The sequence below is a fragment of the Vogesella perlucida genome, from assembly GCF_979366545.1.
The window spans coordinates 295,314-319,746 of the sequence record NZ_CEETRO010000001.1; the positions used below are offsets into that span (position 1 = coordinate 295,314).

Sequence of the window (24,433 nt, forward strand, 5' to 3'; positions counted from 1 at the left end):
CGCCAATATCAGAACTGCTCCCGCCAGCGAAACGCCCAGCGCCCCACCAGCAGCGTGAAGCCGGCCACCAGCGCCAGCAGCAGCCAGAAGCCGTGCGGGTTGGCCGCAAAGGGAATACCGCCCACGTTCATGCCAAAGAAGCCGGCCACCATATTGATGGGCAAGGCCAGTACGGTCACCAGCGTCAGGGTGAACAGCGTGCGGTTGGTCTGCTCGTTCAGCATGGCAGCCAGCTCTTCTTGCAGCAGCTTGATGCGCTCGACCAGCGACACCAGGTCGCCCAATACCAGGGAAAACTCTTCGGTGGATTCGCGCAGGTCTTGCAGATCGTCGTCGTTCACCCAGGCTGGCGGTTTGTTCAGCAGCCGAAAAACCGAGCCCGGCTCTGGTGCCAGCAGGCGCTGCAGCCGTACCAGGGTGCGGCGCATGGCGGCCAGCTCGGCGCGGCGGTCGCCCAAGCGGTGCGCCAGCAGGCTGTCTTCCAGCGCATCCACACTGGCAGTGGTATCGCGCACGATGCGAATCAGGATATCCGCCTGGTCTTGCAGCAGATGCACCAATAGGCCCAGTGGCGAGGCAAACGCGGCACCGCGCTTGACCGAGGCGCGCAGCTGGTCGATGGCGCGCAGTGGCTTGAGCCGCGCCGTGACCAGCACCTGCGGCGTGGCGCAGGCCCACATGGATGCCACATCGGTCACGCTGCGGTCAAACTCGAAGGTCACGTCGTTGATCACCGCTAGCAGCGCTTCGTCGATGTGCTCCAGCCGGGTGGACCCCGTACCGGCACCCAGCTGCTCGTAAAAAGTGGTGGGTAAGGCGGGCAGCACGGCACGCAGCCAGCGCTGGCAGCCGCTATGCGACAGATTCAGGTGCAGCCAGACAAAGTGGCCCGCGGGCAGGCCTGCGGCCAACTGCTGCTGCAAACCGGCCACGTCCAGCACGCTACCGGCCTGTTGTGGGGCAAAGCGGTAGGCACAAATCAAACCCACCTGCTCTGCATCAAAACGTGCTGTTACTGCTACCGCGCTCATGCTGCTGCCCTCGTCTGGCTAGCGCCGCGCCCACCGCGGCACCGGTCAGTATGCGACAGCCCGGTGACAGCGGCGTGACAATGCCATGCCACGGGCAAGGCGCTTCAGGCGCCATGTTATTGCGGCAGTGGCCATCGTGCACCGCTATACTGGCGGCCTGTTTTTACGGGTGTCCTGCCATGCATTGTTCCCTGTTCTGCCGCGTCATCGATAACTACGGCGATATTGGCGTGTGCTGGCGCCTGGCGCGCCAGCTGGTACACGAGCACGGCTGGCACGTCACGCTGTGGGTGGACGACCTGGCCAGCTTTGCCCGCATCGCGCCGGGGCTGGACATGGCACCAGCCCGCCAGCGGCTGGATGGTATCGAGGTACGGCGCTGGGCAAACCCGCTACCGGCAGACGCCGCCGTGGGCGATATCGTCATCGAAGCCTTTGCCTGCGAGCTGCCGGACAGCTATCAGCAAGCCATGGCCGCGCAAGCACGCCGCCCCTTGTGGCTGAACCTGGAATACCTGTCTGCCGAAGACTGGGTGGAAGGCTGCCACGGCCTGCCCTCGCCCCACCCGCGCCTACCGCTGCAAAAATACTTTTTCTTCCCCGGTTTTACCCCGCGTACCGGCGGCCTGCTGTGCGAGCAAGCCTTATTGGCCGAGCGCGACGCCTGGCAGGCCGATACAGCAACACAACACGCCTACTGGCAGGCACGCGGCGTGCCGCCCTGCCCGCCCGGCGGCGTGCGCTACAGCCTGTTTGCCTACGATAGCCCGGCGGCAGCGCAGTGGGTGCAGCAGTTGGCCGCAGGCAGCCAGCCGGTGCAGCTGCTATTGCCGATGGGCAAGGTGGTGCCGGATGTACTGCAGGCATTGGGCCTGCCAGCAGATGCCACTGCCGGCCAGCACTACGCCTGCGGCCAACTGGCGCTCTACCTGCTGCCCATGACCGACCAGCGCGGATACGACCGCCTGCTGTGGAGCTGTGATTTCAATATGGTGCGTGGCGAGGACAGCTTTCTGCGCGCGCAGTGGGCGGGGCGACCGTTTGCCTGGCACATCTATCGCCAGGAAGACGACGCGCATATCGACAAGCTGCAGGCCTTTTTGCAGCACTACTGCCATACCATGCCGCCTGCACTGACGACGGCAGTGCAGGACTTCATGCTGCAATGGAACCACAACCGGCTAAGCGGCGAGGCCTGGCCAGCCTTGCAGGCACAGTGGCCAGCATGGCAACTGCATGCCGCTACCTGGCCAGGGCAAATTCTGGCTGGCGGGAGCCTGGCGCAGCGGCTAGTGCAATTTGCCGAAATCAGGCTACAATAGCGGGTTTTCTGGAAATCCGTTTCCATTCCAATTCAAGACATTAGGACTTTATAAGCATGAAAACCGCACAGGAACTCCGCGCTGGTAACGTATTCATGGTTGGCAACGACCCGATGGTGGTACAGAAAGCCGAATTCTCCAAATCCGGCCGTAACGCCTCCGTTGTAAAAATGAAGATGAAGAACCTGCTGACCGGCGCCGGTACCGAAACCGTGTACAAAGCCGACGACAAGTTCGACGTAGTTGTTCTGGAAAAGCGCGAGTGCACCTACTCTTACTTTGCCGACCCGATGTACGTGTTCATGGACGAAGAGTTCAACCAGTACGAAGTTGAATCCGAAAACCTGGGCGACACCATCGGCTACATCATCGATGGCATGGAAGACAAGTGCGAAGTGACCTTCTACAACGGCAAGGCCATTTCCGTAGAGCTGCCAACCACCGTGGTACGCGAAGTGGAATACACCGAGCCAGCCGTACGTGGCGACACCTCCGGTAAAGTACTGAAGCCGGCCCGCATCAAAGGCACCACCATGGAGATCCCGGTTCCGGCCTTCGTGGAAATCGGCGACCTGATCGAGATCGACACCCGCACCAACGAATTCAAGAAACGCGCCTGATTTACCGCGCTTTCATGAAAAACCGGCAGCCTGCGCTGCCGGTTTTTTTACGCCCGCGCGCCCTGGCCGCCACGGGCAAGCTTGCCGAAAAACCGCGTGCTGGGTATCATGCCGGCTTCCTGAGGGAGTAGCCGCCCTGCGAGACAGCAGGGGCTTGCGTCAACACACTTGGCCGTTCGGCCATGGCGCCAGCGACACGCGTTTGGCAAGACTCATGATTCGCCATGCACAGCGGGGGCTGCGCCATGGTGGGTCATGTTTCGTGCGCAGCCCCCTCGGAGTCTTTATGGAAGCGTTTTTCCTGTCTACCGGCATTGTTGCCCTGGCCGAAATCGGCGATAAAACCCAACTGCTGGCCCTGCTACTGGCCGCCCGCTTCAAGAAACCCATCCCCATCATTCTGGGCATTTTTGTCGCTACCGTATTCAACCACGCCGCTGCCGCCTGGCTGGGCCACGTCGCCACCGGCTTTATCGATATGAACATCCTGCGCTGGGTACTGGGTATTTCCTTTATCGCCATGGCAGTGTGGATGCTGATTCCCGACAAGCTGGACGACGAAACCAATCTGTTCGAGCGCTTTGGCGTGTTTGGCGCCACCTGTATTGCCTTTTTCCTGGCCGAAATGGGCGACAAAACCCAGATCGCCACCGTGGCGCTGTCGGCGCGCTACATGGACGCGACCATCGGCGTGGTCATGGGCACCACCATGGGCATGATGATTGCCAACGTGCCGGCTGTGCTGCTGGGCGAGGTCGCCGCGCGCAAGCTGCCGGTAGAACTGGTGCACAAGATCGCCGCCGGCATCTTTGCCGTGGTAGGCGTGCTGACGCTGGTGAGCTTCTAAACAGCTACCTGTAGCCATGCGGCCAACCTTATTGCCGGGTTGGCCGCATAGCTGGGCAAGACCTACTTTTGCAGCAGAATCTGCGCTTGGCCGTCGCACTCTTCCAGCTGGTCGACAAACCGGCTGAACTCGGCACTGCGCAGGGTATCGGCAGACAGCCACAATGCTTTGCGCACCCATTGCTGCGCCAGCCCTACCCCGTTTTTGACCGGCACGGCGTTGAGCGTGTAGTCGGCCCATGGCGAGCGCACCTCGCAGCTTGCCGGCTGCGCCAGCGGCTTCACGCCATGTACGCGCGTGACGCTTTGCGCGTTGCTGGCTTCCATCAGGTAGTCCGTTACCCCGGCCTTGGCCTGCCACTGCCGCCAGGTAGCAATACGGCCACTCGTCTGGCGCAAGTCCAGCAAGCGGAATGCGCCCAGCGGCTTGGTCACCTGCCCTACCGTCGCGTCTACCGTGTAGCGGTAAGGCTCGGCCAGCAAGGCCGGGACGGCGCTACGCTGCACCTGGTGCTGTGTCTTGGTCATGCCATTGGACAGCAAGGCCTCGGCCAGCACATTGTCCTGCCGCTCTTTACCCTGCCCGCTTTCCACCCCCAGTATCTGGCGCGCCATGCTGCCCGCCAACTCGCCCTCGGCCTTGAGCTGCCACAGGCGGCCATCTTGCGGGCTAAAGTCCAGCTGCTGCCTGTTATAACTGCTGGCGGCGGCCATCAGCGCGATGCGGTCGGCTACCACCTGGCCGTCGTCAGCGAGCACAAAAACATTGCGGTCTTGCAGCTCGCGCACCGGGCCGTGCAGTACGTTCAGCTTTTGTGTCGGGTCCAGCCAGTAGGTCTGGCCGCCCACCTGTAGCCTGACAATAGCGTGGTTCAGGCCATTCTGCGGTGATAGCAGCAGCGGCGTGTTATCGACATCCGCACGCACCAGCGCCACCTGTGCCTGCATACCACTGGCCCGCAGCATGGCGGCCAGCGTCAACGCCATATCCTTGCAGTCGCCAAAGCCACGCTGCTCGATTTGCGCCAGCGTGAACGGCAGGTAACCGTTTTCTGATATCCGCCAGTCGCCCATGTAACGGATGCGGGTATTCACGTCGGCCATCAGGCTGGCCAGCTGTTGCTGCCATGGCTTACCCTGTACGGCAGCCACGGCGGCGGCGGCCTGTGCGGGCAAGGCCTCAGCCAGCCGCTGTGCAAAGCCGGTCGCTATCGGCGCCAGGTAGCGCATGGGGTCAGCTTCGGTGCTGACATCGATCACCGGCAGGCTGCGCAATGCAAAGCGGTTTCCGGTTTCGGTCACATCAAAAAACATGGGCTGCAGGCTGCGTGCGGCCAACGTTTTGCCGTCTGTCGATTGTGTCACCTCGATGCGGCCAGCCAGATCGCGGCCCGCCCAGTGCAGTGGCTGGTCGGCGCGGATTGTCCAGTTGAACTCGTCTATGCGCAGGCTACCGGCGGACAAGCCTTGCAGCTGAGACAGGGCCTCGAAAGGCGCAATGCGCGGCGTCTGGCGGCGGTACTCCAGTACCACGGTGCTACCGGTACGTACTGCGGGAAAAGCCACGGTCAGGTAGCTGCTGCTCTCGAAGCCATTCTGCCCGGGCATGGTGCCACGCTGGATGTCGCCGTCCGGTACGGCCAGCTCGGTACCATCCGGCTGGCGTGTGTAGGCGCGCAGCAGGGTGAGCGTTTCGCGTTCACGGAACACCAGGGTCGCGGTGCCGAAAGCATCGCGGCCACTATCGCGCAAAATGGTGACCACCTGCTCGATGCGGCAGTCGCTACCCTGCGCTACCTGCCACTGGCAATCTTGCCGGAAGCGCAAGGCCGAGTTGGCCTCCTGCGGGGATTTGAACGCCGCCATGGCCGGCATGGACACCGCAAGGCAAAGTAACAGCTTGGCAGACCGATTCATGATATCAAGATTCATTCTCATCAATAATGCCGCACAAAATACAACAAAGTCATAGTCCGGACAAGCGCCACGCTGACTCAAGCCGCGCCTACCACTCTACTCAATAAAAAACCGCAGCACCTGGCTGCGGTTTTTTCTGTTACGGCGACGCGTTCTTAGCGACGCGGGCTGCGGCGGCTGCGTGGTTTAGGCGCTGCGCCGCCATCTGCAGCCGGTGCTGCCGGTGCCTGACTAGCAGGTGCGGCACTGCCTGGGGCAGCGTTGGCCGCAGCAGCGGCCGGCTTGCGACGGCGCGCTGGCTTGGCAGCTGCTGGCTCGGCCGGCGGGGTTGCCGGCTGGGCTGCGGGCTGCGCTGCCGGTGCGGCCTGGGCTGGCGCTGGCTTATTGGCCGGTGCCTTGGCTGCAGCCGGCTTGCGCGGGGCACGCGGCGGCTTGGCGGCGGGGGTATCCGCCACTACCGGCTGGGCTTCGGCAGCTGTGGCCGCAGGTACCGGCTGGGCTGGCGCGGTTTGCACCTCGGCCGGTTTGTTAGCAGCATGCCCCTTGCCACGATGGCGGCTGCGCGACGATTTGGCCGCCGGGGCCGGCGTCTCGCTGACTACCGGCAACACCGCCTCGACCAGTCTGACCGCCGGCTTGGTGGCAGGTTTGGCGCTGGCTTTCGGTGGCGGCTCGTTGCCCCCCTGGCGGCGGTTGTCACGACGGCCTTTATGGCCACGCGACCCACGCTCGCCGTCGTCACGCCCGCCTACCGGCTTGCGGCCAACATCCAGCAAGGCAAAGTCTACCTGCGCGGTTTCCAGGTCGGCACGCATCACCTTGATGGTGACGGCGTCGCCCAGCTGGTAACGCAGGCCGCTCTTCTCGCCGATGATGGCTTGCAGGTCTTTGTGGAAGTGGAAGTAATCCTTGCCCAGCTCGGAGATATGGATCATGCCTTCCACGTACAGGCCATCCAGCAGCACGAAGATACCGAAACCGGCCACAGCACTGATCTTGCCGGTGAACACTTCGCCTACTTTGTCGCGCATGAAGTAGGTTTTCAGCCACGATTGCACGTCACGGCTGGCGTCGTCGGCACGGCGCTCGGCCATGGAGCAGTGCTCGCCAATGGCTTCCCACTTGCCCGGCTTGTACTTCTTGCCCGCCAGAATGGCCTTGATGGTACGGTGCACCAACAGGTCGGGGTAGCGGCGAATCGGCGAGGTAAAGTGCGTGTACGCCTCGTACGACAGGCCAAAGTGGCCCAGGTTTTCCGGCTGGTAAACCGCCTGCTGCATGGAACGCAGCAGCATGGTCTGGATCATGCTGGCGTCCGGGCGCTCGCGCACGCGGTCGGCCAGCTCGGCGTAATCTTTGGTGGTGGGCTTGTCGCCACCACCCAGGGTGAGGCCACTCACGTTCAGGAAACGACGCAGGTTTTCCAGCTTCTCGGGCGTGGGGCCTTCGTGCACGCGGAACAGGCACTTGTGTTCGTGCTTGAGAATGAACTCGGCCGAGCACACGTTGGCCGCCAGCATGCATTCCTCGATCAGACGGTGGGCGTCGTTGCGCACCACCGGCACGATCTTGTCGATCTTGCCCTGCTCGTTGAAAAGCATCTGCGTTTCTACGGTATCGAAATCCACCGCGCCGCGTTTCTTGCGCTGCGCCAGCAACTGCTGGAACAGGGCATACAGGGTTTCCAACTGCGGCTTGCGCGGGTGCTCGCCGCCTTCTGACAGCAGCTGCCATACCTGGGTATAGGTAAAGCGCGTTTGCGAGCGCATCACCGCCGGGTAGAACTGGTACTTTTTCACCTTGCCGCGTGCCGAGATCTGCATATCGCACACCATGCACAGGCGGTCGACATCCGGGTTCAGCGAGCAAATGCCGTTGGACAGCTCTTCCGGCAGCATGGGGATCACACGGCGCGGGAAGTACACCGAGGTGCTGCGGGTGCGGGCGTCCACGTCCAGCGCATCGCCGGGGCGCACGTAGTGGCTCACGTCGGCAATGGCCACAATCAGGCGGAAGCCCTTGCCGCTTTTCTCGGCGTACACCGCGTCGTCAAAGTCGCGCGCGGTTTCGCCGTCGATGGTGACCAGCGGCAGGTCGCGCAGGTCAACGCGGTCCTTGATGTCTTTCTTGCCGACTTTTTGCGAGGTGGCTACGGCCTGCGCCAGCGCTTCGTCGCTGAAGATATGCGGCAGGTCGTGTTTGCGCAGGGCAATTTCGATTTCCATGCCGGGGTCGGCGTAGTCACCCAGCACTTCGCTGACTTTCACGATGGCCTGACGGTGTGCATCGGCGTATTCCACGATGTCTACCATCACCACCTGGCCGTGCTTGGCACCGCCATCGCCGCCGGCTTCTACCAGCATTTCCTGGCGTACACGGCGGTCTTCGGCCACGGCAAACCATACGCCGCGCTCGTTATAGATACGAGCAATCAGGCGGGTAGTGGCGCGCTCGATCACATCGGCAATGCGGCCTTCCGGGCGGCCACGGCGGTCGGTGCCGGCCGGGCGTACCATCACGCGGTCACCATGCATGACCTTATGCATTTCGCGTTCGGAAAGATAGATATCGTCGCCCTCGCCGTCTTCACGCACGGCAAAACCGTAGCCATCACGGTGGCCGGAGATGCGGCAGGGGATCAGGTCGAGCTTCTGCGCCACGCAGATCTCGCCCTTGCGGTTAATCAGGATCTGGCCGGCACGTTCCATGGCGCGCAGACGGCGCTCGAACAGGTCCAGCTCGTGATCGTAAATGGGGAAAACGGCCGCTAGCTCCTCTGCGTGCATGGGCACACCATTTTTTTCGAGGATTTCCAGGACAAATTCGCGGCTAGGTAAGGGATTGTCGTATTTGGTTTTTTCGCGACTCAGGTGGGGATCCTGCAGGCGCAAAGGCTGGTTCTTGCTGTTTTTTCTATTGGAGGCCATTGACACTCTCAAAATGATCATTATAATGCGTGCTTCTTCGGTGCACTGCCCTAAACAAGCAGCTGTAGCGATGATACAGCAAAGCAGCGCCCAGGTGGCGGAATTGGTAGACGCACTAGGTTCAGGTCCTAGCGCCCGCAAGGGTGTGGAAGTTCGAGTCTTCTCTTGGGCACCAGCAAATGCTAGCTTCTTTGTTGTAAAAAACCCGGTTGGCCCAGGTGGCGGAATTGGTAGACGCACTAGGTTCAGGTCCTAGCGCCCGCAAGGGTGTGGAAGTTCGAGTCTTCTCTTGGGCACCAGCAGCAATGCTGATGTTCAACCGGTAAAAATTTGTCGTGCCCAGGTGGCGGAATTGGTAGACGCACTAGGTTCAGGTCCTAGCGCCCGCAAGGGTGTGGAAGTTCGAGTCTTCTCTTGGGCACCAGCAAGTTATCTTGCTGTTGACACGACAACTGACAATCAAGGTTTTGGCCCAGGTGGCGGAATTGGTAGACGCACTAGGTTCAGGTCCTAGCGCCCGCAAGGGTGTGGAAGTTCGAGTCTTCTCTTGGGCACCATCACTTTTTGTCAGATAGCAGTCGGCAGCACACAATCAGGTTTAAGCCCAGGTGGCGGAATTGGTAGACGCACTAGGTTCAGGTCCTAGCGCCCGCAAGGGTGTGGAAGTTCGAGTCTTCTCTTGGGCACCAGTTAAAAAAGCCGTTGACACAGTCAACGGCTTTTTTGCGTTTGCACAGCGTCCCATCATGTTGGCCGCACCCTGCGGCCAAGCCTGCCCTGTTTATTCCGGCGCCTTGCTATCCAGCCAGATGGTCACCGGGCCGTCATTCACCAGCGCTACCTGCATATCGGCACCAAACACACCAGTAGGTACCGGCTTGCCCAGCGCCTTGGCCATGGCGGCCACGAAAAGGTCGAACATGGGCTGCGAGATCTCGCCACGTGCCGCGCGGCTATAGCCGGGGCGGTTGCCCTTTTTGCAGCTGGCAAACAGCGTGAACTGGCTCACCGCCAGCACCTGGCCGCCCGCGTCCAGCACCGAGCGGTTCATCACGCCTTGCTCGTCGTTAAAAATGCGCAGCTGGCTTACCTTGCGCACCAGCCAGTCGATGTCGGCGGCCGTATCGGCCTCTTCCACGCCCACCAGCAGCAGCAGGCCGGTGCCAATCTGCCCCGTGATGCTGCCCTCTACCGTAACGGATGCCTGGGTTACGCGCTGTACCAAAACCCGCATGCTTGCCTCTCCTGCCTGATTGCCATTCACCGGCGACAGTGCCATGCATTAGAATGGCCGCCGCCCACCGCCAAAGGACGTGACATGTTGATGGTTATTTCGCCAGCCAAAACGCTGGACTACGACACCCCTGCCCACACCGCCCGCTACACACAGCCGGGGTTTCTGGCACACAGCGCCGAGTTGATCACCACCCTGCGCCAGCTCAGCCCGGCCGACATTGGCCAGCTGATGAGCATCAGCGACACGCTGGCCACGCTCAACGCCGGGCGGTTTCACGACTGGGGCGGTGAATTTACACCAGAAAACGCCAAACAGGCAGTGCTGGCTTTCATGGGCGACGTGTACGAAGGGCTGGATGCCAACAGCCTGAGCGAACCGCAGCTAGGCTGGCTACAGCAGCACCTGCGCATTTTGTCCGGCCTGTACGGCCTGCTGCGCCCGCTGGACCTGATGCAGGCCTACCGTCTGGAAATGGGCACCCGCCTGGCCAACGCGCGCGGCAGCAATTTGTACCAGTTCTGGGGCGACATCATCACCGACGCGCTGAATGCTGAGCTGGCGCAGCAAGCGCAGCCGCAGCTGGTGAACCTGGCGTCCGACGAATACTTCAAATCGGTGAAACCCAAGAAACTGCAGGCCACCGTGATTACCCCGGTATTCCAGGACCTGAAAAACGGCCAGTACAAGATCATCAGCTTTTACGCCAAACGTGCGCGTGGCCTGATGGCGCGCTGGGCGGTAGAACACGCCGTGACCGACGCCGAGGCACTGAAGGCGTTCAACAGCGAAGGCTATGCCTTTGATGCCCATGCCTCCGACGCCACGCACTGGGTATTCCGCCGCGACCCGCTGGCGCAATAAACCCGTTGGCAGCAAACAAAAAGGTTGGCCGCGGCCAACCTTTACTCGTCTATAAAGCCAAACGCTACTGCGGCAGCACCTCGTTCACCAGCGGCTCGCCCGCTGCAAAAGCGCTGGCATTGCCCAGCGTGGTGTCGGCGATATTGGCCAGCGCCTCGCGCGTCAGAAAACCCTGATGCGAGGTCACCAGCACGTTGGGGAAGGTCAGCAGCCGCGCCAGCTGGTCGTCTTGCAGGCCGGTATCGGACAAGTCCTCGAAGAACACGCCCTCCTCCATTTCGTACACGTCCAGCCCCACGCCCGCCAGTTGGCCGCTTTTCAGCGCGTCGATAATCGCGGGCGTATCCACCAGTGCGCCACGGCTGGTATTGATCAGGATGGCACCGGGTTTCATGGCAGCAATGGCCGCCGCGTCGATGATATGGCGGGTGGCCGGCAGCAGCGGCACGTGCAGGCTCAGCACATCGCTCTGCGCCAGCACCTGGGCCAGCGGGGCGTATTCGAAACCCAGCCGCGCCGCCAGCGCCGCATCCTGCTGCGGGTCGCAGGCCAGTACGCGCATGCCAAAACCGCGGGCAATGCCGATGGCCGCCTCGCCAATACGGCCGGTACCGATCACGCCAAAGGTCTTGCCGTACAGATCAAACCCCACCAGACCATCCAGCGAGAAGTCCATCTCGCGCACGCGCACATAGGCTTTGTGGATGCGGCGATTCACCGCCAGCAGCAGCGCAAACGCATGCTCGGCCACCGCGTGCGGCGAGTAGGCCGGCACCCGCGCCACACGGATACCATGCTGGCGGCAAGCTGCCAGATCCACACCGTTGAAACCGGCGCAGCGCAGCACTACCAGCTTGACGCCCAGTGCGGCCAACCTGGCCACCACGACAGCATCCAGCCTGTCGTTCACAAAGGGGCATACCGCATCGTAACCGGCGGCCAGCTCTACCGTCGCGCGGTTGAGCCGTGGCTCGAGATAGCCCAGCGTATGGCCAAAGCGGGCGTTGGCCAGGTCCAGCGCCATGCGGTCGTAGTGTTTGGTATCAAATACGGCGATTTTCATAGGTGTTCCTGCCAAGCCAAAACGCCATCATGCCGCAGCGCTGGCCGCCACGCTAGCGTGCCAGGTAGTAGCCGACACACGGTTAACCGCCGGTAGCTGTGCCGGCTACGGCTTGGCGGTAGCGGCTTCGTCGTGGCGCTGCTGGCTTACCCAGATCAGCTTGCTGGTATCAAAACCCAAAGCCCGTGCCTGCTGCAACAGCGGTGCTGTCACGGCCTCCGGCAGGCTGCGGTCGCGCGCCAGCAGCCACAGATAGCTGCGGTCATTGCCCGCCACCATCGCCCAGCGGTAGGCCGGGTCCAGGGCGACCACGTGGTAGCCGCCGTAAAACGGCCCGAAAAACGATACTTTTAACGAAGCCGTAGTGGGGTCGGCATTGAATAGCGCACGCCCCAGCGCCTGCTTCCAGCGCCCGGTTGCCGTATCGTAGCCACGGTTCAGTACCGCCACGCTACCGTCTGGCTGCAAGGTGTAGCGGGCCGAGACATCGCTCATACCGCGTTCGAAGCTGTGATCAAGACGGGCTATTTCGTACCACTGCCCGCTGTAGCGTTGTACGTCAAAGCCACTGACAGGCTGAATGCCCTGGGGTGGCAAGGTACTGCACGCAGCGAGCGATAGCAGCATGGCGGCGGCGGCACCCAGCCGGGACAAACGGGAAAGCAGCATGACGGTCTCCTTTGGGCGCCTGGCGCCCGGTAATGTGGCCATAAGGGGGGTTGCAACGCAGCACCAAGACAGCTTGTGCCATGCCTGCTACCGCTTGGCAAGCTGGCGACAGAGCCCTGCCTGCCCACTAGCTGACCGCACGCTTCGGTGCGCTGCGCAAGCGATATCGCAGGCAAATGACAGCGCAGGCCAAAACCGCCACGCCAGCACAGGTGCCAACCCGATCTGGCACCATGCATAGCCAGCCGGCCCATGCTGGCGTGCAGCCGTCAACTTTCCATGCGGACCAGCTTGATCTCCTCGTCAAACAGCGTGTGCAGCACCGGCTGGTGCGTCACCGCCAGTACCGTGCTATCGGGTAGCGCATCACGCAGGGCACGCAAGCAGGCTTGCGCCGAGGCGTCGTCCAGCTGGTTGGTGGCTTCATCCAGAATCAACAACGCAGGCTGCTGCAGCATGGCGCGCACCAGCGACACCCGTTGCTGCTCGCCACCGGACAGCACCCTGCTCCAGTCAGCCACCTCGTGCAGGCGCTCGGCCCATGCGGCCAACCCTAGCGCTACCAGCGCCTGGCGCAATGACGCCTCTGGCCACGGCTGCAGCGCCGGGTAGCTCAGCAGCTGCGCCAGGCTGGCGCGGAACAGATACGGCTGCTGCGGCAGGATCAACACATCATTCTGCGTGCAATGCTCCCCGCGGTAATAGGGCCAGATGCCTGCCAGCGTACGGATGAGCGTGGACTTGCCTACACCGCTGGGGCCGTCCAGGCGAGCCCAGCGCCCGGCGGCCACGTGCTGGCTCAGCGCCTGCAGCATGGGGCGGCCATCGGGGTAGCACACCTGTAGCTGTTGCAGCTGGACACCCGATGCCCCGCCCGGCGCGGGGGCCGGCTGCGGTGCCAGGCTGCGCGCTGCCTCCAGGCTGCTGACAAACTGGTGTAAACGCTGCACCGAGGCCGACCAGCGCGCCAGCTCGTCGTAGGCACGCACAAACCAGCTCAGTGCATTGCTCACCTGCATGAAGGCAGAGTTCACCTGCATCAGCCCGCCCAGCGTCAGCGACTTGGACAAAAACGCCGGCAGCGCGGCAAACAGCGGCACCATACTATTGATGTAGTTGTAGCTGGTGCTGAACAGCCCCAGGTTGCGCTCGCGCTGCATCATGCGGTACCAGTTGGCCGCAATGCCGGCAAAATCGTCGGCCACGTGGCGGCGCGCCCACGGCTCGCCACCGTACAGCGCGATCTGCTCGGCGTGCTCACGCTGGTGGCGCAGCGTGCTGCGCAGGTCAGCCTCGCGCTGTTGCTGCTGCACATTCAGCCGTGTCAGCTCGCTGCCGATCCAGTGCGTCAGCACCGCGCCAAACAGCGCGTAGCCCAGGGCAAACCACAGCAGGTAGCCGGGCACCACCAGCTGGCTATCGCCCCATGGCAGGGTGAGGTCGCTGGACAGCTGCCACAGGATGAACACAAACGACAGCAGCTTGGCCACCGCCGACACCAGCGAGCGCAGCAGGTCGATGCTGTCGGTGACCAGCAGGTTCACGTCTTCGGCAATGCGCTGGTCGGGGTTGTCCGGCTCGCCGTACAGGCCCAGGCGGTAAAAGGCGCGCTCGCCCAGCCAGGCGTCCACCAGCTGGCGCGTCATGGCTTCGCGCCAGCGCAGGATCAGCAGCTTGCGCACCCAGTCCAGCGCCACCGCCACCACCACGGCGGCGCTGATCAGCAGGCAGTAACGCCCCAGCAGCGGGTAGATGCGCGGCGTGTCCAGCGCGCCCAGCGCGTCGTAGAAGTCCTTGTTCCAGAAGTTCAGCCATACATTCATCTGCACCAGGATCAGGCCCATGCCGAGGATGGCCAGCAGCAGCAGCCAGGCTAGCCAGTTATGGCGCGAGCGCCAGTACGGGGCGGCCAGCTGCCAGAATTGACGCAGGGTATTCAAGGTTGGGTCTCCATCAGTTTGGGGTCAGGCAGGGTCAGCAATAGCGCCAGGTTCTGATCCAGGCGCAGGCCGGCAGCCAGCGCGCGTACGCTGGCCGCGTCCAGCGTGCTGCCCAGGCTGGCGCTATGTGCCAGGTAGCGAGTGTCGCCGTAGTGGCGCACGCTGAGCTGCAGGCGGTTGAAGCGGCTGTCGTCGTCGTTCAGGCGGGCGCTGGCTTGTTGCCGGCCGTATTCCAGCGCAGGTTGCAGCATGGCGTCGTCCAGCGCGGCGGCCGGCTGCGCAAGGATGGCGTTTACGCGCGCCAGCAGCTCGTGCAGCCGCGCGGGGTCGGTGGTGAACTGCCACTCGCTTTCCAGGCGGTCGGTATCGGGGTTGAGCTTCAGGCTGAACTGCACGCTGTACACGCCGGCCGCCTCTTCGCGCAGTGACTGGCGCAAGGCAGCATGCAGCGCGCGCCCCAGCGTGGCCACCTGCAGCGCACGTTCGCCCTGCCACGGCATGGGCACGCTGCCGTAGGCCTGTGCCCGCGCCACAGGCTCGCGCGCGATGGCGTGCCGGCTTTCAAAGCGGCCCGGCAGCGGTAGCAGCGCACTGGCGGTGACAGCGTCTGCGCGGCGCGGTATCGGCGCCAGGTAAAGGTTGGCCGCGGTCACCACCTCGGCCTCGCTGGCGGCACCGCTCAGGTAGTGGGTCACCGGCCGTGCTGCCAGCTGCTGCCACAGCGCACGAAGCCCGGCCGGGGTTTGCCGCTGCAGCGCGGCCACGGTGGGGGCCTGGTCGGCAGCGGTTTGGGTATAGCGCAGCTTATCCAGCGCGGCGTAGGCCTGGCTGGCAGCGCTGCTGTCGCGGCCCAGGCTGTCTTGTTGCAGGCGCAGCAGCGCCGTGTCGATAGCGGCGTGCAGCTGGCGCGTCTGGTAGTAGTGCCACAGCGTGGCCAGCTGCTCGGGCGTGACGCTCGCTTGCTGGGTCAGCAGCTGGCTGCTTTGCGACTGCGACAGGCTTAAGCGCTTGGCCTTCTCCCACGCACGCAGCTGCATGGTTTGCCAGCCAGCCGGGCCGCTGGCTGCGGCCAACTGTGCGGCCAGCTGCCACTGCCAGCCGTCGGCACCGGGCAGGCGGTAACCAGCGCCCGATTCTGCGACATAGCGCAGCTTGCCATCCTGGTTGGCACGGTACTGCCACACCAGGCGGTCGCCATTGGCCAGCTGCCACATGGCCACCTGCTGCGCGTCGTCGCGCCACAGCAGCGTGCTGCCGGCTGCCGGTAGCGCAGGCGGCAGTTCGGGCAGCGGCACGGGGGCCGGCACCAGCGGCGGCGGCACGGCGGGCAAGGCTTTGGCGGCGATGTCTGCCTGCAGCGCCAGCACCTGCTGCGGTGTGGGCAGGGGTACAGCTTTGAGGCCGGGCGCCATCATGAACAGCAAGCGGTCCGGGCTGTGCAGCCAGCCGCGCAGGTGGGCGATGATGTCTTCGTTGCTGATGCCCGCCAGAATGGCTTCGGCCATCGGGCCTTTCTGTGCCGGGTCTTGCAGCACGCGCTCGTCGGCCACCGCGTTTTGCAGCGCCTGCAGCCATTTTTGTGCGTCCCAGCCGGCGCTGCTGCGTGGCGAGCGTCGCGCTACCGCCATCAGTTCTTCGCGTAGCCGGGTCAGCCCATGGCTATCCGGTGCTTGCTCTTGCAGCAGGCGCTGCAGCAGCAACAGGTGCTGCATGCCGGCCTGATGCACCCCGGGGTTGACGCTGGCGGCAAAACCCAGGGTAAAGGTGGTGCCACCAATAAAGCTCTTGCGCGCCACCACGCTACGCATGCCGTCGGGGCGCAGCGGCTGGTAACGCACCAGCTCCTGCTTGAGCAGTTTTTCGGCCAGGTTGTCCAGCAGGCGGACGCGGAAACCGGCGCTGTCCTGCGCAAGATCGCTGCGGCTGCGCAGCACCCAGCCTACCTGGCTGCTGCGGTTATCGGCGTCTTGCAGGCGGCCGGTACGCAGCGTATTGCCCAGCACCGGGTTACGGTCGGCACGGGGTGGCAGCGCGGCGGCCGGGCGCGCGGCAAACCAGTGGCGAATGCGCGCTTCGGCGGTGGCCACGTCGATATCGCCTACCACCAGCAGCGCCATATTGTTGGGCTGGTACCAGCGCTGGTAGAAGCGCTGCAGGTTGGCCGCCGGCTGACTGCGGATGCTGTGCTCGGTGCCGATGGTTGGCCGCAGGGCTTGCAGGCCGCCTTCGCGCAATAGCAGGCGGCGCTGCTGCTCCATGCGCTCGCGCGCGCCGAGCTTGCCGCGCCATTCTTCCAATACCACGCGGCGCTCTTTTGCCAGGCTGCTATCGCTGATGCGGGCGTGGCCGGCCATTTGCGCTAGCAGGAACAAGCCCTGGTCCCACTGGGCCAGCTGCGCTTTGCCGGCCAGGTTGAGCATGTACAGCGTGCGTTCGTAGTTGGTCACGGCATTGAACTGTTGGCCGGAGCGCCAGCCCATGGCCTGCATGCGCCGGGCGATGCCTTCCGGGACATCGCGGCTTTCGTGGAACACCATGTGCTCCACCATATGCGCTACGCCGGACTGGCTGTCGTCCTCTTCCAGCGAACCGGCGTGCACCAGCAGCTGGATGGCCAGCGTCTGGGCTGGCTGCCGGGCTGGGACAATAAAGTAGCGCAAGCCGTTGGGCAGGGTGCCACGGTGGATGGCCGGGTCCCAGCGGAAGGGTTCCGCCGTAGCGGGTGCGGCATGGGCCGGCAATAGCGCCGCCATGCCGCAGGCGGCCAGCAGGCAAAGCCAGCGCGCCAGGGTAACAAGATGAGTCACGACAAACCTCTAGCAGATGTCAGGCGGGTGGCATGCGGCGATGCCACCCGCCCGGGGGTCAGAACTGGTAGCCCAGCTCCAGGGTGAAGGTACGGCCACGCTCGTAGGTGGCGTAGCTGTCGCTGACGCTGAGCATGTTCTTGCGGTTGGTCAGGTTCTCGATGCTGAGCTTGACCTGGGCGCGCTGGTCGCCGCTGATGCGCGGGTTCCAGGCAATAACGGTGTCCAGCGTCAGCGAGCGCGGCAGCGCGGTCTTGCGCCACACGTCCACGGTGCTGCCTTCGTAGGTGGTAGTACCGTCCTGCAGCATCTGCTGGTAACCGTCGCGGATACGCAGCAGGTTGCTGATGCTGAGGCTGTAGGCCGGCAGCGAGGTGATGGCCCCCAAGCGCAGTGTCCACGGCCGGTTGTAGTTATCGGCCGGCATATCGCTGTAACGCATGAACTGGCCGTCGTACTGGATGATCTCGTCGGCGGCCTTGTCGCTGCTGTAGGTATCGGCGTAGCTGGAATAGTTGCTCTTCACGTCGCTGTTGTTAAACGCCAGCCAGAAGCTGGTGCGGCTGTTACCCAGCCGCCACGGGGTGCGGCCGCTCCAGCTCAACGTGAAGTCACGGGTCTGGCTGCCGCCCTGGTTGGTGTACACGTAGCACTGGTTGGACGCGCACTCGGTCTGCCCGGAGATCAGGCGTTTGACGATCTGCTGCTTGCCGTCGCGGCGGGTCAGGCGCAGGTCGAACAGGCCGCCAGCCCAATCCGGCTCCCAGCTGGCGCCCACGGTCACTTCGTCGTCGTAGGGGCTGTCGATATCAGACAAGCGGTTGGCCGCTTTGGACTGCACCGGGTCGCTCCACACCAGCGAGCTGGTAGTGCGGGTCTGGGTGTACTGCAGGGTGCGGATCTTGTCTTGCAGCGCGTAGGCCAGCAGCGAGCGGCCGTAGTAGCGGTTGGCACCGGCGTTCAGCGACAGGCCTGTGGCGGCCTGCCAGGTCAGGCTGCTGCGTGGCGCCAGGTTGAGGTCGCGGGTAAGCGTGTCGTGGTCGGCACGCAGGCCCAGGCGCAGCTGCCAGTCTTGCCAGCGCATCAGGTCGTCGACATACGCCGCACTGCTGAGCGCTTCCATTTCGGCACCGCCCGCCTGGTAGGTAATCAGGCGGCGGAAATACTGGCCGCGACCCTGCGCCAGCGTGGCGGTAGCAGAGCAGCCTTCGGTATCCACGCTGCCATCGGCGTACTGGCACGACGCCATGGCGCCGCTGGTGGGCAGGTTGGCCGGCGTGAGCCAGTAGCGGGTGGTGCTCAGCCGCGCATACTCGGCGGTCTGGTGCTTGAGGTCGATACCGGTGCCGATCTTGTGCGACAGGCTGCCATCACCGGCCAGCTCGAACGATGCGGCCAACTTGTAGTTCACGGTGCGCAGTGTCTGGTCCACGTCGCCCCACGCCCCTTCCAGGCTGGTGGGGTTGCTTTCACTGGCATCGCCCCAGTTTTTGGCAGTGGACCAGCGCCAGGCACGGTAGTAGTCCACGTCGCTGCGGCGCGACTGCTCGTTCTGCATCAGCGACAGCTGCTGGTTGAGCGTCACGCTGCCCAGCTCGGACACCAGGCGGCCGGACAGCGCGGTACCGCCGCTACGGATCTGGTAGTCGCTGTCCTTGGCATCGGCGATAAAGTAGCCATTCTCGGCCGGCGCGTAGCTAAAGGTGATATCGCCGCTGTGCGGGCTGTCTTTGGGCGACCAGTCAGCCTTGATGGCCAGCGCGTCCATGCGCCGGGTCTGGGTGACTTCCTGGCTCACCACGGTGCTGTCGTTATCGGTTTTGAAACGCTTGAGCGGAATCTCGGACTCGCGCCGCACGGCCGACACCACCACGCCCCAGTCTTCACTCGGGCGGGCTTCCACGTTGGCCTTGTACGTCCACTTGCGGTAGCGCGGCTGGTTATCCGCATCGGACGACTTTTCAAACGCGCTTTGGCGATTGGGGTCGATGATCTGCTCGCTCCACGACGACGAGGTGTAGCCGATGCTGACGCTGCCGCCCAGCGTCTTGCGCGCACGGCACAGCTCGGCCTCCACCACACCGCCGGTAAAGCGGCCGTATTCGGCAGGCACGTTGTTATCCAGCACGCGGGCATTGCACAGCTGGCTGCTGTCGTAGGCCAGCGCCTGCGCCTGGCCGGGGATGTATTCGGGGTTGGTGGTAACAATCTTGTTACCCGGGTCCAGGTCATTGGCAATGGACAGGCCGTCTACCAGCATCTCGTTCTGGTACGGTTTGGCACCATGAATGCTGATTTCAGCGGGGCTGATTTCGCCGCCAGTGGCCGACGACAGCTGCGCTTCGTCAAACTGGATATTGGGGTTGATGCGCAGCTGGCTGGTGAGGTCACCGTTGGCCGCAGGCAGCAGCTGCAGCATTTGCTGATCCAGCTTTTCCGGCGTACGCAGCAAGGGCGCGGTCACCACCACCGGGGCCAGTGTGGTGGGCTCCCCTGCCGCGCTGCTGGCCGGGCGCATGACCAGCTGGTAGCGCGGCCCGGCGATAGGCTCGGCGCGGTAAGGGGTGGCGGCCAGCAAGCGGGCAAAGCCCTCGGCCACGGTAAACTGGCCGCTCAGCGCCGGGCTCTGGCGCCCGGCCAGCCATTGCGCATCAAACGCCAGAATCACGCCTACGTCGGCGGCGTAGCGCGCCAGCGCGGTGGCCAGCTGCCCTGCCGGCAGCTGTACCGTATGGCGGGTAACCGCCGTGCCGACGGTATCGGCCCAGGCCGGGGCCGGGGCCAGCACGGCCAGCACGGTGAGTGCAGACAGGCCAAAACTGAGCTGGCGCAAAGCCTGGCTCAGTGGTGTGAGGCGGGGATGTGCGTGGGATGCAGTCGTGTTCTTCATGGGCTCACCAGCAAATGAGAATCAGTTGTTATGCTGGTAGGCCGAATGGTGGCCCCGAAAAAGACACCCCCTGCGCAAAAAAATTTTCACGGCGTGCCGGGTGAGCCTCAACGCAGCGTCAGCAGTGTCCACAGGGGGCCACGCCGCACGATCTTCACCGGCAAGGTGGCGGTGATGGCCTGCAGCGAGGCTTGCGGGTTGTCTTCGGAAAATGCGCCGGACACCAGCAGGGCCGCTGCCTGCGGGTCGCACAGCAAGGCACCGGGATAATGCGGTGCCAGCCGCTTGACTACGTCGCCCAGGCGCGCATTGACCACCACGATGCGGCCGCTAACCCAGTCTGGCGTCGCGGCATCCAGCGGCTGCGGCAGTCGCCCGGCCTCTGCGCCCAGCTCGCCGTGCTCGCCAGCCTGCAGGATCAGCCCCACCCCGCCCGCCCACGGCTGCAGGTGCACGGCGTGCGCCTGCACCGCCACGGCGGTGTGGCCATCGGCTAGCGCCACGGTAAAGCGCGTGCCTAGCGCGGTAATGTGGCCGTGCCGGGTTTCTACCTGCAGCGGTCGATACGGCGTGTGATGGTCGCTGGCAGTGGCGATGGCAACCTCCCCTGCCAGCAGGCGGATCAGCCGCCGCTGCGTGTCGTAGCTCACCTGTACGCGTGCGCCGGCGCGCAGCACCAGCTGGCTGCCGTCGGCCAATGTCACGTGCTGGCGGCGGGCATCGGCATGAAAAGACTGCGGTACAGCGCCGTGCTGCAGGCGCAGCCAGCCCTGCCAGCCGGCACCCAGACAGCCCAGCAGCAGTACGCACTGGCGCAGCGTGCGGCGCCGCCCCTGTTGTTGCTGTAATAGCTGCTGGCCGATACCGCTGGGCAAGGGCTGCAGGCGGTGGGTAAGCGCAGCCAGCTGCTGCCAGGCTTGTTCGTGCAATGGGTTGGCCGCACGCCATTGCTGCCAGGCAGCACGGTCGCCATCGCTAGCTTCGCCAGCGCTGAACAGCACGTGCCACTCTGCCGCTTGTTGCAAGATTGCCGGGGTCAGTGTGGCCATGGTCAGCCCTGCGCCAGTTGATAGGCCAGGCAATGGGTAAGTGCCTTGACCATGTATTTCTTGACGCTGCTTACCGAGACCCCCAGCGTACTGGCTATGTCGGGGTAGCTCATGCCATCCAGCTGCGCCAGCAGGAAGGCTTGCCGGGGGCGGCTACCCAAGCCTGCCAGCATGGCATCCACCTGCAGCAGCGTTTCGATCACCAGCGCCTGCTGCTCGGGCGACGGCGCCTGTGCTTCGGGCTGGCTAGCCAGTGCTTCCAGATAAGCGCGCTCCAGATCCTGGCGGCGAAACAGGTCCACCATCAGCCCGCGCGCAATGGTCACCAGAAACGGGCGCGGTGCTTGCAACGGGGGGAGCAACTGCTTTTGCAGCACGCGCACAAACGTATCCTGCGCCAGGTCGGCCGCGTGCTGCTGGCTCGGCCCCAGCTTGCCGCGCAGCCAGCCTTCCAGCCAGCCGTGGTGCTGACGATAAAGCGAATCAACGCTGTGAGCGTCGTTCTGAGCCAGGAGGGCAGGAAGGGGCATGGCGCGCTTCAGCATATTTGATAATAATTATCATCTACAAAACAAAAGCAGGCTGTCAACTGCGGCCGTTCCACGCAGTACTGACATCTCGCCTGTACGGCCGCCAGGCTAATCACCAGGCAGGCACCGACTCCTCCACAGCGGGGCCGGTTGCCCTGGCTGGCGGCTTACAGGCTGCTACGGCTAGCGATAGCCTGCATGAAAGTGCCTTGCGGGCGGATAGGCAGATAGCGCTGGTAGAAGCCCAGATACGTGGCCAGCGGGTTGATGTCGCGGAACAGGTCCGGGTACAGCGTCTTGGCCACGTACTGCAGCAGCGCGGCGTCCATGATGCTGCGGGTGGCACCGTGGTACACCGCGTAAACGCGCTGGTTTTTCACGGCGGGCAGCTCGGCCCAGCCGGCACGCTGGGTAAAGCCTTTCAGGCGCTGCTGCACGGCGGCAGCCGGAATATCCTGGCCAATCTGCATGGCGGTTGCGCTGGTGACGTTCTCGTAGCCGGCAATCAGGATAACCTCAGGTTTGCTGGCGATCAGCTGCTCCGGATGGATGGTGCCCCAGTCTTTCACAAAGGGCTGGGCAATATTGTCCCCTCCGGCCAGCATGGCCATGGCACCCCACATGTTCTTGCCGTAGGTGTAGCTATACTCGGCCGGGCCTTTATCGCCCAGCTCGATGTAAATACGCGGCTGCGAGCGTTTGGCTTTCGCCACGCGCTGCGTGATGGTATCGACTACCTGGCGGTAATCGCTGGCAATACGCTGCGCACGAGCTGTCTCGCCGGTAACTTCACCCAGAATGCGGGTGCTGGCCAGGTGACGTTCCAGCGTTTGTGCGTTGTAATCCACCACCACCACCGGGATGCGTGCCGCATCCAGGCGCGCCACTTCAGCGCCCAGTGCCTTGTACTGCCAGTCGGCCAGCACCACCACATCCGGTTTGGCGGCCATCACTTTCTCGATGGAAAAGGTCTGGTCTTGCACATTGCCTACATCTGGCACCTTGGCCAGCTGCGGCTTGCTGGCCACGTACATGGCCCAGGTTGCCGGGCGCGATTTGACAAACCAGCCGCGCGACATGCCCGCCAGACGGTCGTAGCCTTTGTCGCCCGCCACGGCAAAGTAGTCTTCGATATAAAAGCCTAGCATCACGCGCTTGGCTGGCGCATCCACCGTTACCTTGCGGCCAAGTACGTCTTCAATCACCACCGGCTTGGCGACGGCTAGGCTGCCGATACTGCACAGCAACAAGCTGGCGAGCAACGTTCTGGTTTGGGCTGGGGCGTTCATATCGTCTCCTATAAAATGCTAATTATTATCATTTATAAAATACAGGACAAGCCAGCCCGGCATGCCATGGTGCTGGCAGCACACGTTTATCCACACGCCCTCCCTGTCACAGTGGTGCATCCTGCCCGTAATGGAATCGATTTCAGCATGACATGGCTGCCAACTGCTTTAGCACGACCGTTCTATGGTTATTTATTGCGTTAAGTTCTTATTCGCATTGACTCATCTTTTATTAAACGAGAATAATTCGCAAAATAACCACAAAGACAGGATACTGCCATGACCCGTTCCACCTTGAAGCAAACCGTACTGCTAGCTTCGCTGCTGGCCATCCCCGCCCTTTCTCACGCTGCGCCGGTAACGGTCAAAGACATCGTGGGCCGCCAGGTCAAGCTGGACCTGCCCGCCAAGCGGGTGGTGCTGGGCTTCTACTTCGAAGACTACATGGCCATTGGTGGCGAGAAAGCGTACGACAAGGTGGTGGGTATCTCGCGTGAGGCATGGGAGGGCTGGCGGCCGGCCAACTGGGCACTGTTTAGCGCCAAGCGCCCGTCGCTGAAGACGCTGGCCGACGTGGGCGAGGTTGAAGTGCAGACCTTCTCGGTAGAAAAGGTGTTGGCGCTGAAGCCCGATGTACTGGTGCTGGCCGAGTGGCAATACAAAGGCCTGGGCCCGGATATCAAGCGCCTGGAAGACGCCGGCGTGCCGGTCGTGGTAGTGGATTACAACATGGAGCTGCCGGCCAACCACCGCGCCAGCACCCTGCTGCTGGGCAAGATTGCGGGTGATGAAAAGCGCGCCACCCAGCTGGCCAATGAATACACCCAGGCCATCAGCCAGGTACAGCAGCGCATTAGCAAAGCCGGCCTGCCCAAGCCGCGCTTTTACGTAGAGTTCGGTAACAAGGGTCCGTCGGAGTACGGCTTCAGCTACGGCAAAGGCATGTGGGGCCCGCTAGGCACGCTGGCGGGTGGCGAGAACATCGCCGCCCCGTTCGTGGAATGGTATGGCCCGATGAACCCAGAAAAGGTGTTGGCCGCACAGCCGGAAGTGGTGTTCATCTCTGGCACCGAGTCCACCAAGAACCCCACCGCGATGCTGCTGGGCCAGGGCGTAGAGCGCAAGGTAGCCGAGCAGCGCCTGCAGGGCTTCAGCCAGCGTAGCGGCTGGGCCAGCCTGCCTGCGGTGAAGAACAAACGCGTTTACGGTGTGTACCAGGGCGCATCACGCACCGTGCTGGATTACAGCATGGTGCAGTTCATGGCCAAGGCGCTGTACCCGTCGCTATTCAAGGATATCCAGCCAGAAGCCAATTACCTGCGCTTCTACCAGCGTTACCTGCCCGTCGCCGCCACAGGCACTTTTATGGTCGGTCATTAAACCGGGCGGCGCACCCCACGCGATTGCGCTCCCTCCGGCAGGCTACCCGCCTGCC

Annotated in this window: 17 protein-coding genes, 5 tRNA genes and 1 riboswitch; of the genes, 10 read left to right on the forward strand and 12 right to left on the reverse strand. The window is 63.5% G+C overall.

Annotation, left to right across the window (positions count from 1 at the left end; translation table 11 throughout):
• Positions 1-8: 8 nt before the first annotated feature.
• The gene (locus tag ACZ9XP_RS01440; protein ID WP_147683905.1) at positions 9-1,031 is read right to left on the reverse strand and encodes a transporter; all 1,023 of its coding nucleotides are present in this window, start codon (positions 1,029-1,031) and stop codon (positions 9-11) included.
• Positions 1,032-1,210: 179 nt separating this feature from the next.
• On the opposite strand from ACZ9XP_RS01440, the gene earP reads away from it, so the two are divergent.
• From earP to ACZ9XP_RS01455, 3 genes are all read left to right on the forward strand, one after another.
• The gene (gene earP / locus ACZ9XP_RS01445; protein ID WP_147683907.1) at positions 1,211-2,353 is read left to right on the forward strand and encodes an elongation factor P maturation arginine rhamnosyltransferase EarP; all 1,143 of its coding nucleotides are present in this window, start codon (positions 1,211-1,213) and stop codon (positions 2,351-2,353) included.
• A 56-nt stretch (positions 2,354-2,409) separates the two neighbouring features.
• Entirely contained in the window at positions 2,410-2,973 is a 564-nt protein-coding gene (efp, locus tag ACZ9XP_RS01450; RefSeq protein ID WP_017508451.1) for an elongation factor P, read from the forward strand.
• 118 nt (positions 2,974-3,091) lie between these two features.
• Positions 3,092-3,257: riboswitch (yybP-ykoY riboswitch) on the forward strand.
• Positions 3,258-3,259: 2 nt separating this feature from the next.
• A complete protein-coding gene (locus ACZ9XP_RS01455) occupies positions 3,260-3,820 on the forward strand; it encodes a TMEM165/GDT1 family protein (RefSeq protein WP_147683909.1) in 561 nt (186 codons plus the stop codon).
• A 62-nt stretch (positions 3,821-3,882) separates the two neighbouring features.
• Here ACZ9XP_RS01455 and ACZ9XP_RS01460 read toward each other — a convergent pair whose 3' ends face one another.
• The gene (locus ACZ9XP_RS01460; protein WP_465187886.1) at positions 3,883-5,736 is read right to left on the reverse strand and encodes a DUF3857 domain-containing protein; all 1,854 of its coding nucleotides are present in this window, start codon (positions 5,734-5,736) and stop codon (positions 3,883-3,885) included.
• 155 nt (positions 5,737-5,891) lie between these two features.
• Positions 5,892-8,663 carry a ribonuclease R gene (gene rnr, locus ACZ9XP_RS01465; protein WP_465187887.1) on the reverse strand — a complete coding sequence of 924 codons (2,772 nt, stop codon included), beginning with the start codon at positions 8,661-8,663 and terminating at the stop codon, positions 5,892-5,894.
• Positions 8,664-8,751: 88 nt separating this feature from the next.
• Here rnr and ACZ9XP_RS01470 point away from each other — a divergent pair.
• From ACZ9XP_RS01470 to ACZ9XP_RS01490, 5 genes are all read left to right on the forward strand, one after another.
• A tRNA-Leu gene (locus ACZ9XP_RS01470) sits at positions 8,752-8,838 on the forward strand.
• 37 nt (positions 8,839-8,875) lie between these two features.
• A tRNA-Leu gene (locus tag ACZ9XP_RS01475) sits at positions 8,876-8,962 on the forward strand.
• A gap of 38 nt (positions 8,963-9,000) precedes the next feature.
• A tRNA-Leu gene (locus ACZ9XP_RS01480) sits at positions 9,001-9,087 on the forward strand.
• Positions 9,088-9,133: 46 nt separating this feature from the next.
• Positions 9,134-9,220: transfer RNA gene (locus ACZ9XP_RS01485), tRNA-Leu, on the forward strand.
• 45 nt (positions 9,221-9,265) lie between these two features.
• Positions 9,266-9,352: transfer RNA gene (locus ACZ9XP_RS01490), tRNA-Leu, on the forward strand.
• Between the two features lie 92 nt (positions 9,353-9,444).
• Here ACZ9XP_RS01490 and dtd read toward each other — a convergent pair.
• Positions 9,445-9,897, reverse strand: a complete 453-nt coding sequence (gene dtd / locus ACZ9XP_RS01495) for a D-aminoacyl-tRNA deacylase (RefSeq protein WP_147682326.1) — start codon at positions 9,895-9,897, stop codon at positions 9,445-9,447.
• Positions 9,898-9,981: 84 nt separating this feature from the next.
• Between dtd and yaaA the strand changes: the two genes are divergently transcribed.
• Positions 9,982-10,761 (forward strand): peroxide stress protein YaaA, encoded by a 780-nt coding sequence (gene yaaA, locus ACZ9XP_RS01500; RefSeq protein WP_147682327.1) that lies wholly within the window; start codon positions 9,982-9,984, stop codon positions 10,759-10,761.
• A gap of 64 nt (positions 10,762-10,825) precedes the next feature.
• Here yaaA and ACZ9XP_RS01505 read toward each other — a convergent pair whose 3' ends face one another.
• The 8 genes from ACZ9XP_RS01505 to ACZ9XP_RS01540 form a co-directional block, all read right to left on the reverse strand.
• Complete coding sequence (locus tag ACZ9XP_RS01505; RefSeq protein ID WP_147682328.1) at positions 10,826-11,824, reverse strand: 2-hydroxyacid dehydrogenase; 999 nt, start codon at positions 11,822-11,824, stop codon at positions 10,826-10,828.
• Positions 11,825-11,929: 105 nt separating this feature from the next.
• Positions 11,930-12,493, reverse strand: a complete 564-nt coding sequence (locus ACZ9XP_RS01510) for a lipocalin family protein (protein ID WP_147682329.1) — start codon at positions 12,491-12,493, stop codon at positions 11,930-11,932.
• Between the two features lie 269 nt (positions 12,494-12,762).
• Positions 12,763-14,433, reverse strand: a complete 1,671-nt coding sequence (locus tag ACZ9XP_RS01515; protein ID WP_465187888.1) for an ABC transporter ATP-binding protein/permease — start codon at positions 14,431-14,433, stop codon at positions 12,763-12,765.
• Complete coding sequence (locus ACZ9XP_RS01520) at positions 14,430-17,240, reverse strand: insulinase family protein (RefSeq protein WP_465187889.1); 2,811 nt, start codon at positions 17,238-17,240, stop codon at positions 14,430-14,432. The genes ACZ9XP_RS01515 and ACZ9XP_RS01520 overlap by 4 nt, the downstream gene beginning before the upstream one ends.
• 58 nt (positions 17,241-17,298) lie before the next feature.
• The gene (locus ACZ9XP_RS01525; protein ID WP_147682332.1) at positions 17,299-20,130 is read right to left on the reverse strand and encodes a TonB-dependent receptor plug domain-containing protein; all 2,832 of its coding nucleotides are present in this window, start codon (positions 20,128-20,130) and stop codon (positions 17,299-17,301) included.
• Positions 20,131-20,237: 107 nt separating this feature from the next.
• Positions 20,238-21,179, reverse strand: coding sequence for a FecR domain-containing protein (locus tag ACZ9XP_RS01530; protein ID WP_147682333.1), 942 nt, complete (start codon positions 21,177-21,179; stop codon positions 20,238-20,240).
• Positions 21,180-21,181: 2 nt separating this feature from the next.
• On the reverse strand, positions 21,182-21,709 hold the full coding sequence (locus ACZ9XP_RS01535) for a sigma-70 family RNA polymerase sigma factor (RefSeq protein ID WP_465187890.1): 528 nt from the start codon (positions 21,707-21,709) through the stop codon (positions 21,182-21,184).
• 167 nt (positions 21,710-21,876) lie between these two features.
• Positions 21,877-22,998: an ABC transporter substrate-binding protein gene (locus ACZ9XP_RS01540; RefSeq protein ID WP_147682335.1), complete on the reverse strand. Its 1,122-nt coding sequence runs from the start codon at positions 22,996-22,998 to the stop codon at positions 21,877-21,879.
• A 279-nt stretch (positions 22,999-23,277) separates the two neighbouring features.
• Here ACZ9XP_RS01540 and ACZ9XP_RS01545 point away from each other — a divergent pair, with 279 nt between their 5' ends.
• Positions 23,278-24,378, forward strand: a complete 1,101-nt coding sequence (locus ACZ9XP_RS01545) for an ABC transporter substrate-binding protein (protein ID WP_147682336.1) — start codon at positions 23,278-23,280, stop codon at positions 24,376-24,378.
• The last annotated feature ends 55 nt before the right edge of the window (positions 24,379-24,433 follow it).

Excerpts from the sequence above, each read along its gene's own strand:
- ACZ9XP_RS01510 (WP_147682329.1), bottom strand. The coding sequence starts at position 12,493 with ATGCTGCTTTCCCGTTTGTCCCGGCTGGGTGCCGCCGCCGCCATGCTG.
- dtd (WP_147682326.1), bottom strand. The coding sequence starts at position 9,897 with ATGCGGGTTTTGGTACAGCGCGTAACCCAGGCATCCGTTACGGTAGAG.
- ACZ9XP_RS01440 (WP_147683905.1), bottom strand. The coding sequence starts at position 1,031 with ATGAGCGCGGTAGCAGTAACAGCACGTTTTGATGCAGAGCAGGTGGGT.
- rnr (WP_465187887.1), bottom strand. The coding sequence starts at position 8,663 with ATGGCCTCCAATAGAAAAAACAGCAAGAACCAGCCTTTGCGCCTGCAG.
- yaaA (WP_147682327.1), top strand. The coding sequence starts at position 9,982 with ATGTTGATGGTTATTTCGCCAGCCAAAACGCTGGACTACGACACCCCT.
- ACZ9XP_RS01455 (WP_147683909.1), top strand. The coding sequence starts at position 3,260 with ATGGAAGCGTTTTTCCTGTCTACCGGCATTGTTGCCCTGGCCGAAATC.
- ACZ9XP_RS01505 (WP_147682328.1), bottom strand. The coding sequence starts at position 11,824 with ATGAAAATCGCCGTATTTGATACCAAACACTACGACCGCATGGCGCTG.
- efp (WP_017508451.1), top strand. The coding sequence starts at position 2,410 with ATGAAAACCGCACAGGAACTCCGCGCTGGTAACGTATTCATGGTTGGC.
- ACZ9XP_RS01545 (WP_147682336.1), top strand. The coding sequence starts at position 23,278 with ATGACCCGTTCCACCTTGAAGCAAACCGTACTGCTAGCTTCGCTGCTG.
- ACZ9XP_RS01535 (WP_465187890.1), bottom strand. The coding sequence starts at position 21,709 with ATGCCCCTTCCTGCCCTCCTGGCTCAGAACGACGCTCACAGCGTTGAT.
- ACZ9XP_RS01525 (WP_147682332.1), bottom strand. The coding sequence starts at position 20,130 with ATGAAGAACACGACTGCATCCCACGCACATCCCCGCCTCACACCACTG.
- ACZ9XP_RS01460 (WP_465187886.1), bottom strand. The coding sequence starts at position 5,736 with ATGAATCGGTCTGCCAAGCTGTTACTTTGCCTTGCGGTGTCCATGCCG.
- ACZ9XP_RS01530 (WP_147682333.1), bottom strand. The coding sequence starts at position 21,179 with ATGGCCACACTGACCCCGGCAATCTTGCAACAAGCGGCAGAGTGGCAC.
- ACZ9XP_RS01540 (WP_147682335.1), bottom strand. The coding sequence starts at position 22,998 with ATGAACGCCCCAGCCCAAACCAGAACGTTGCTCGCCAGCTTGTTGCTG.
- earP (WP_147683907.1), top strand. The coding sequence starts at position 1,211 with ATGCATTGTTCCCTGTTCTGCCGCGTCATCGATAACTACGGCGATATT.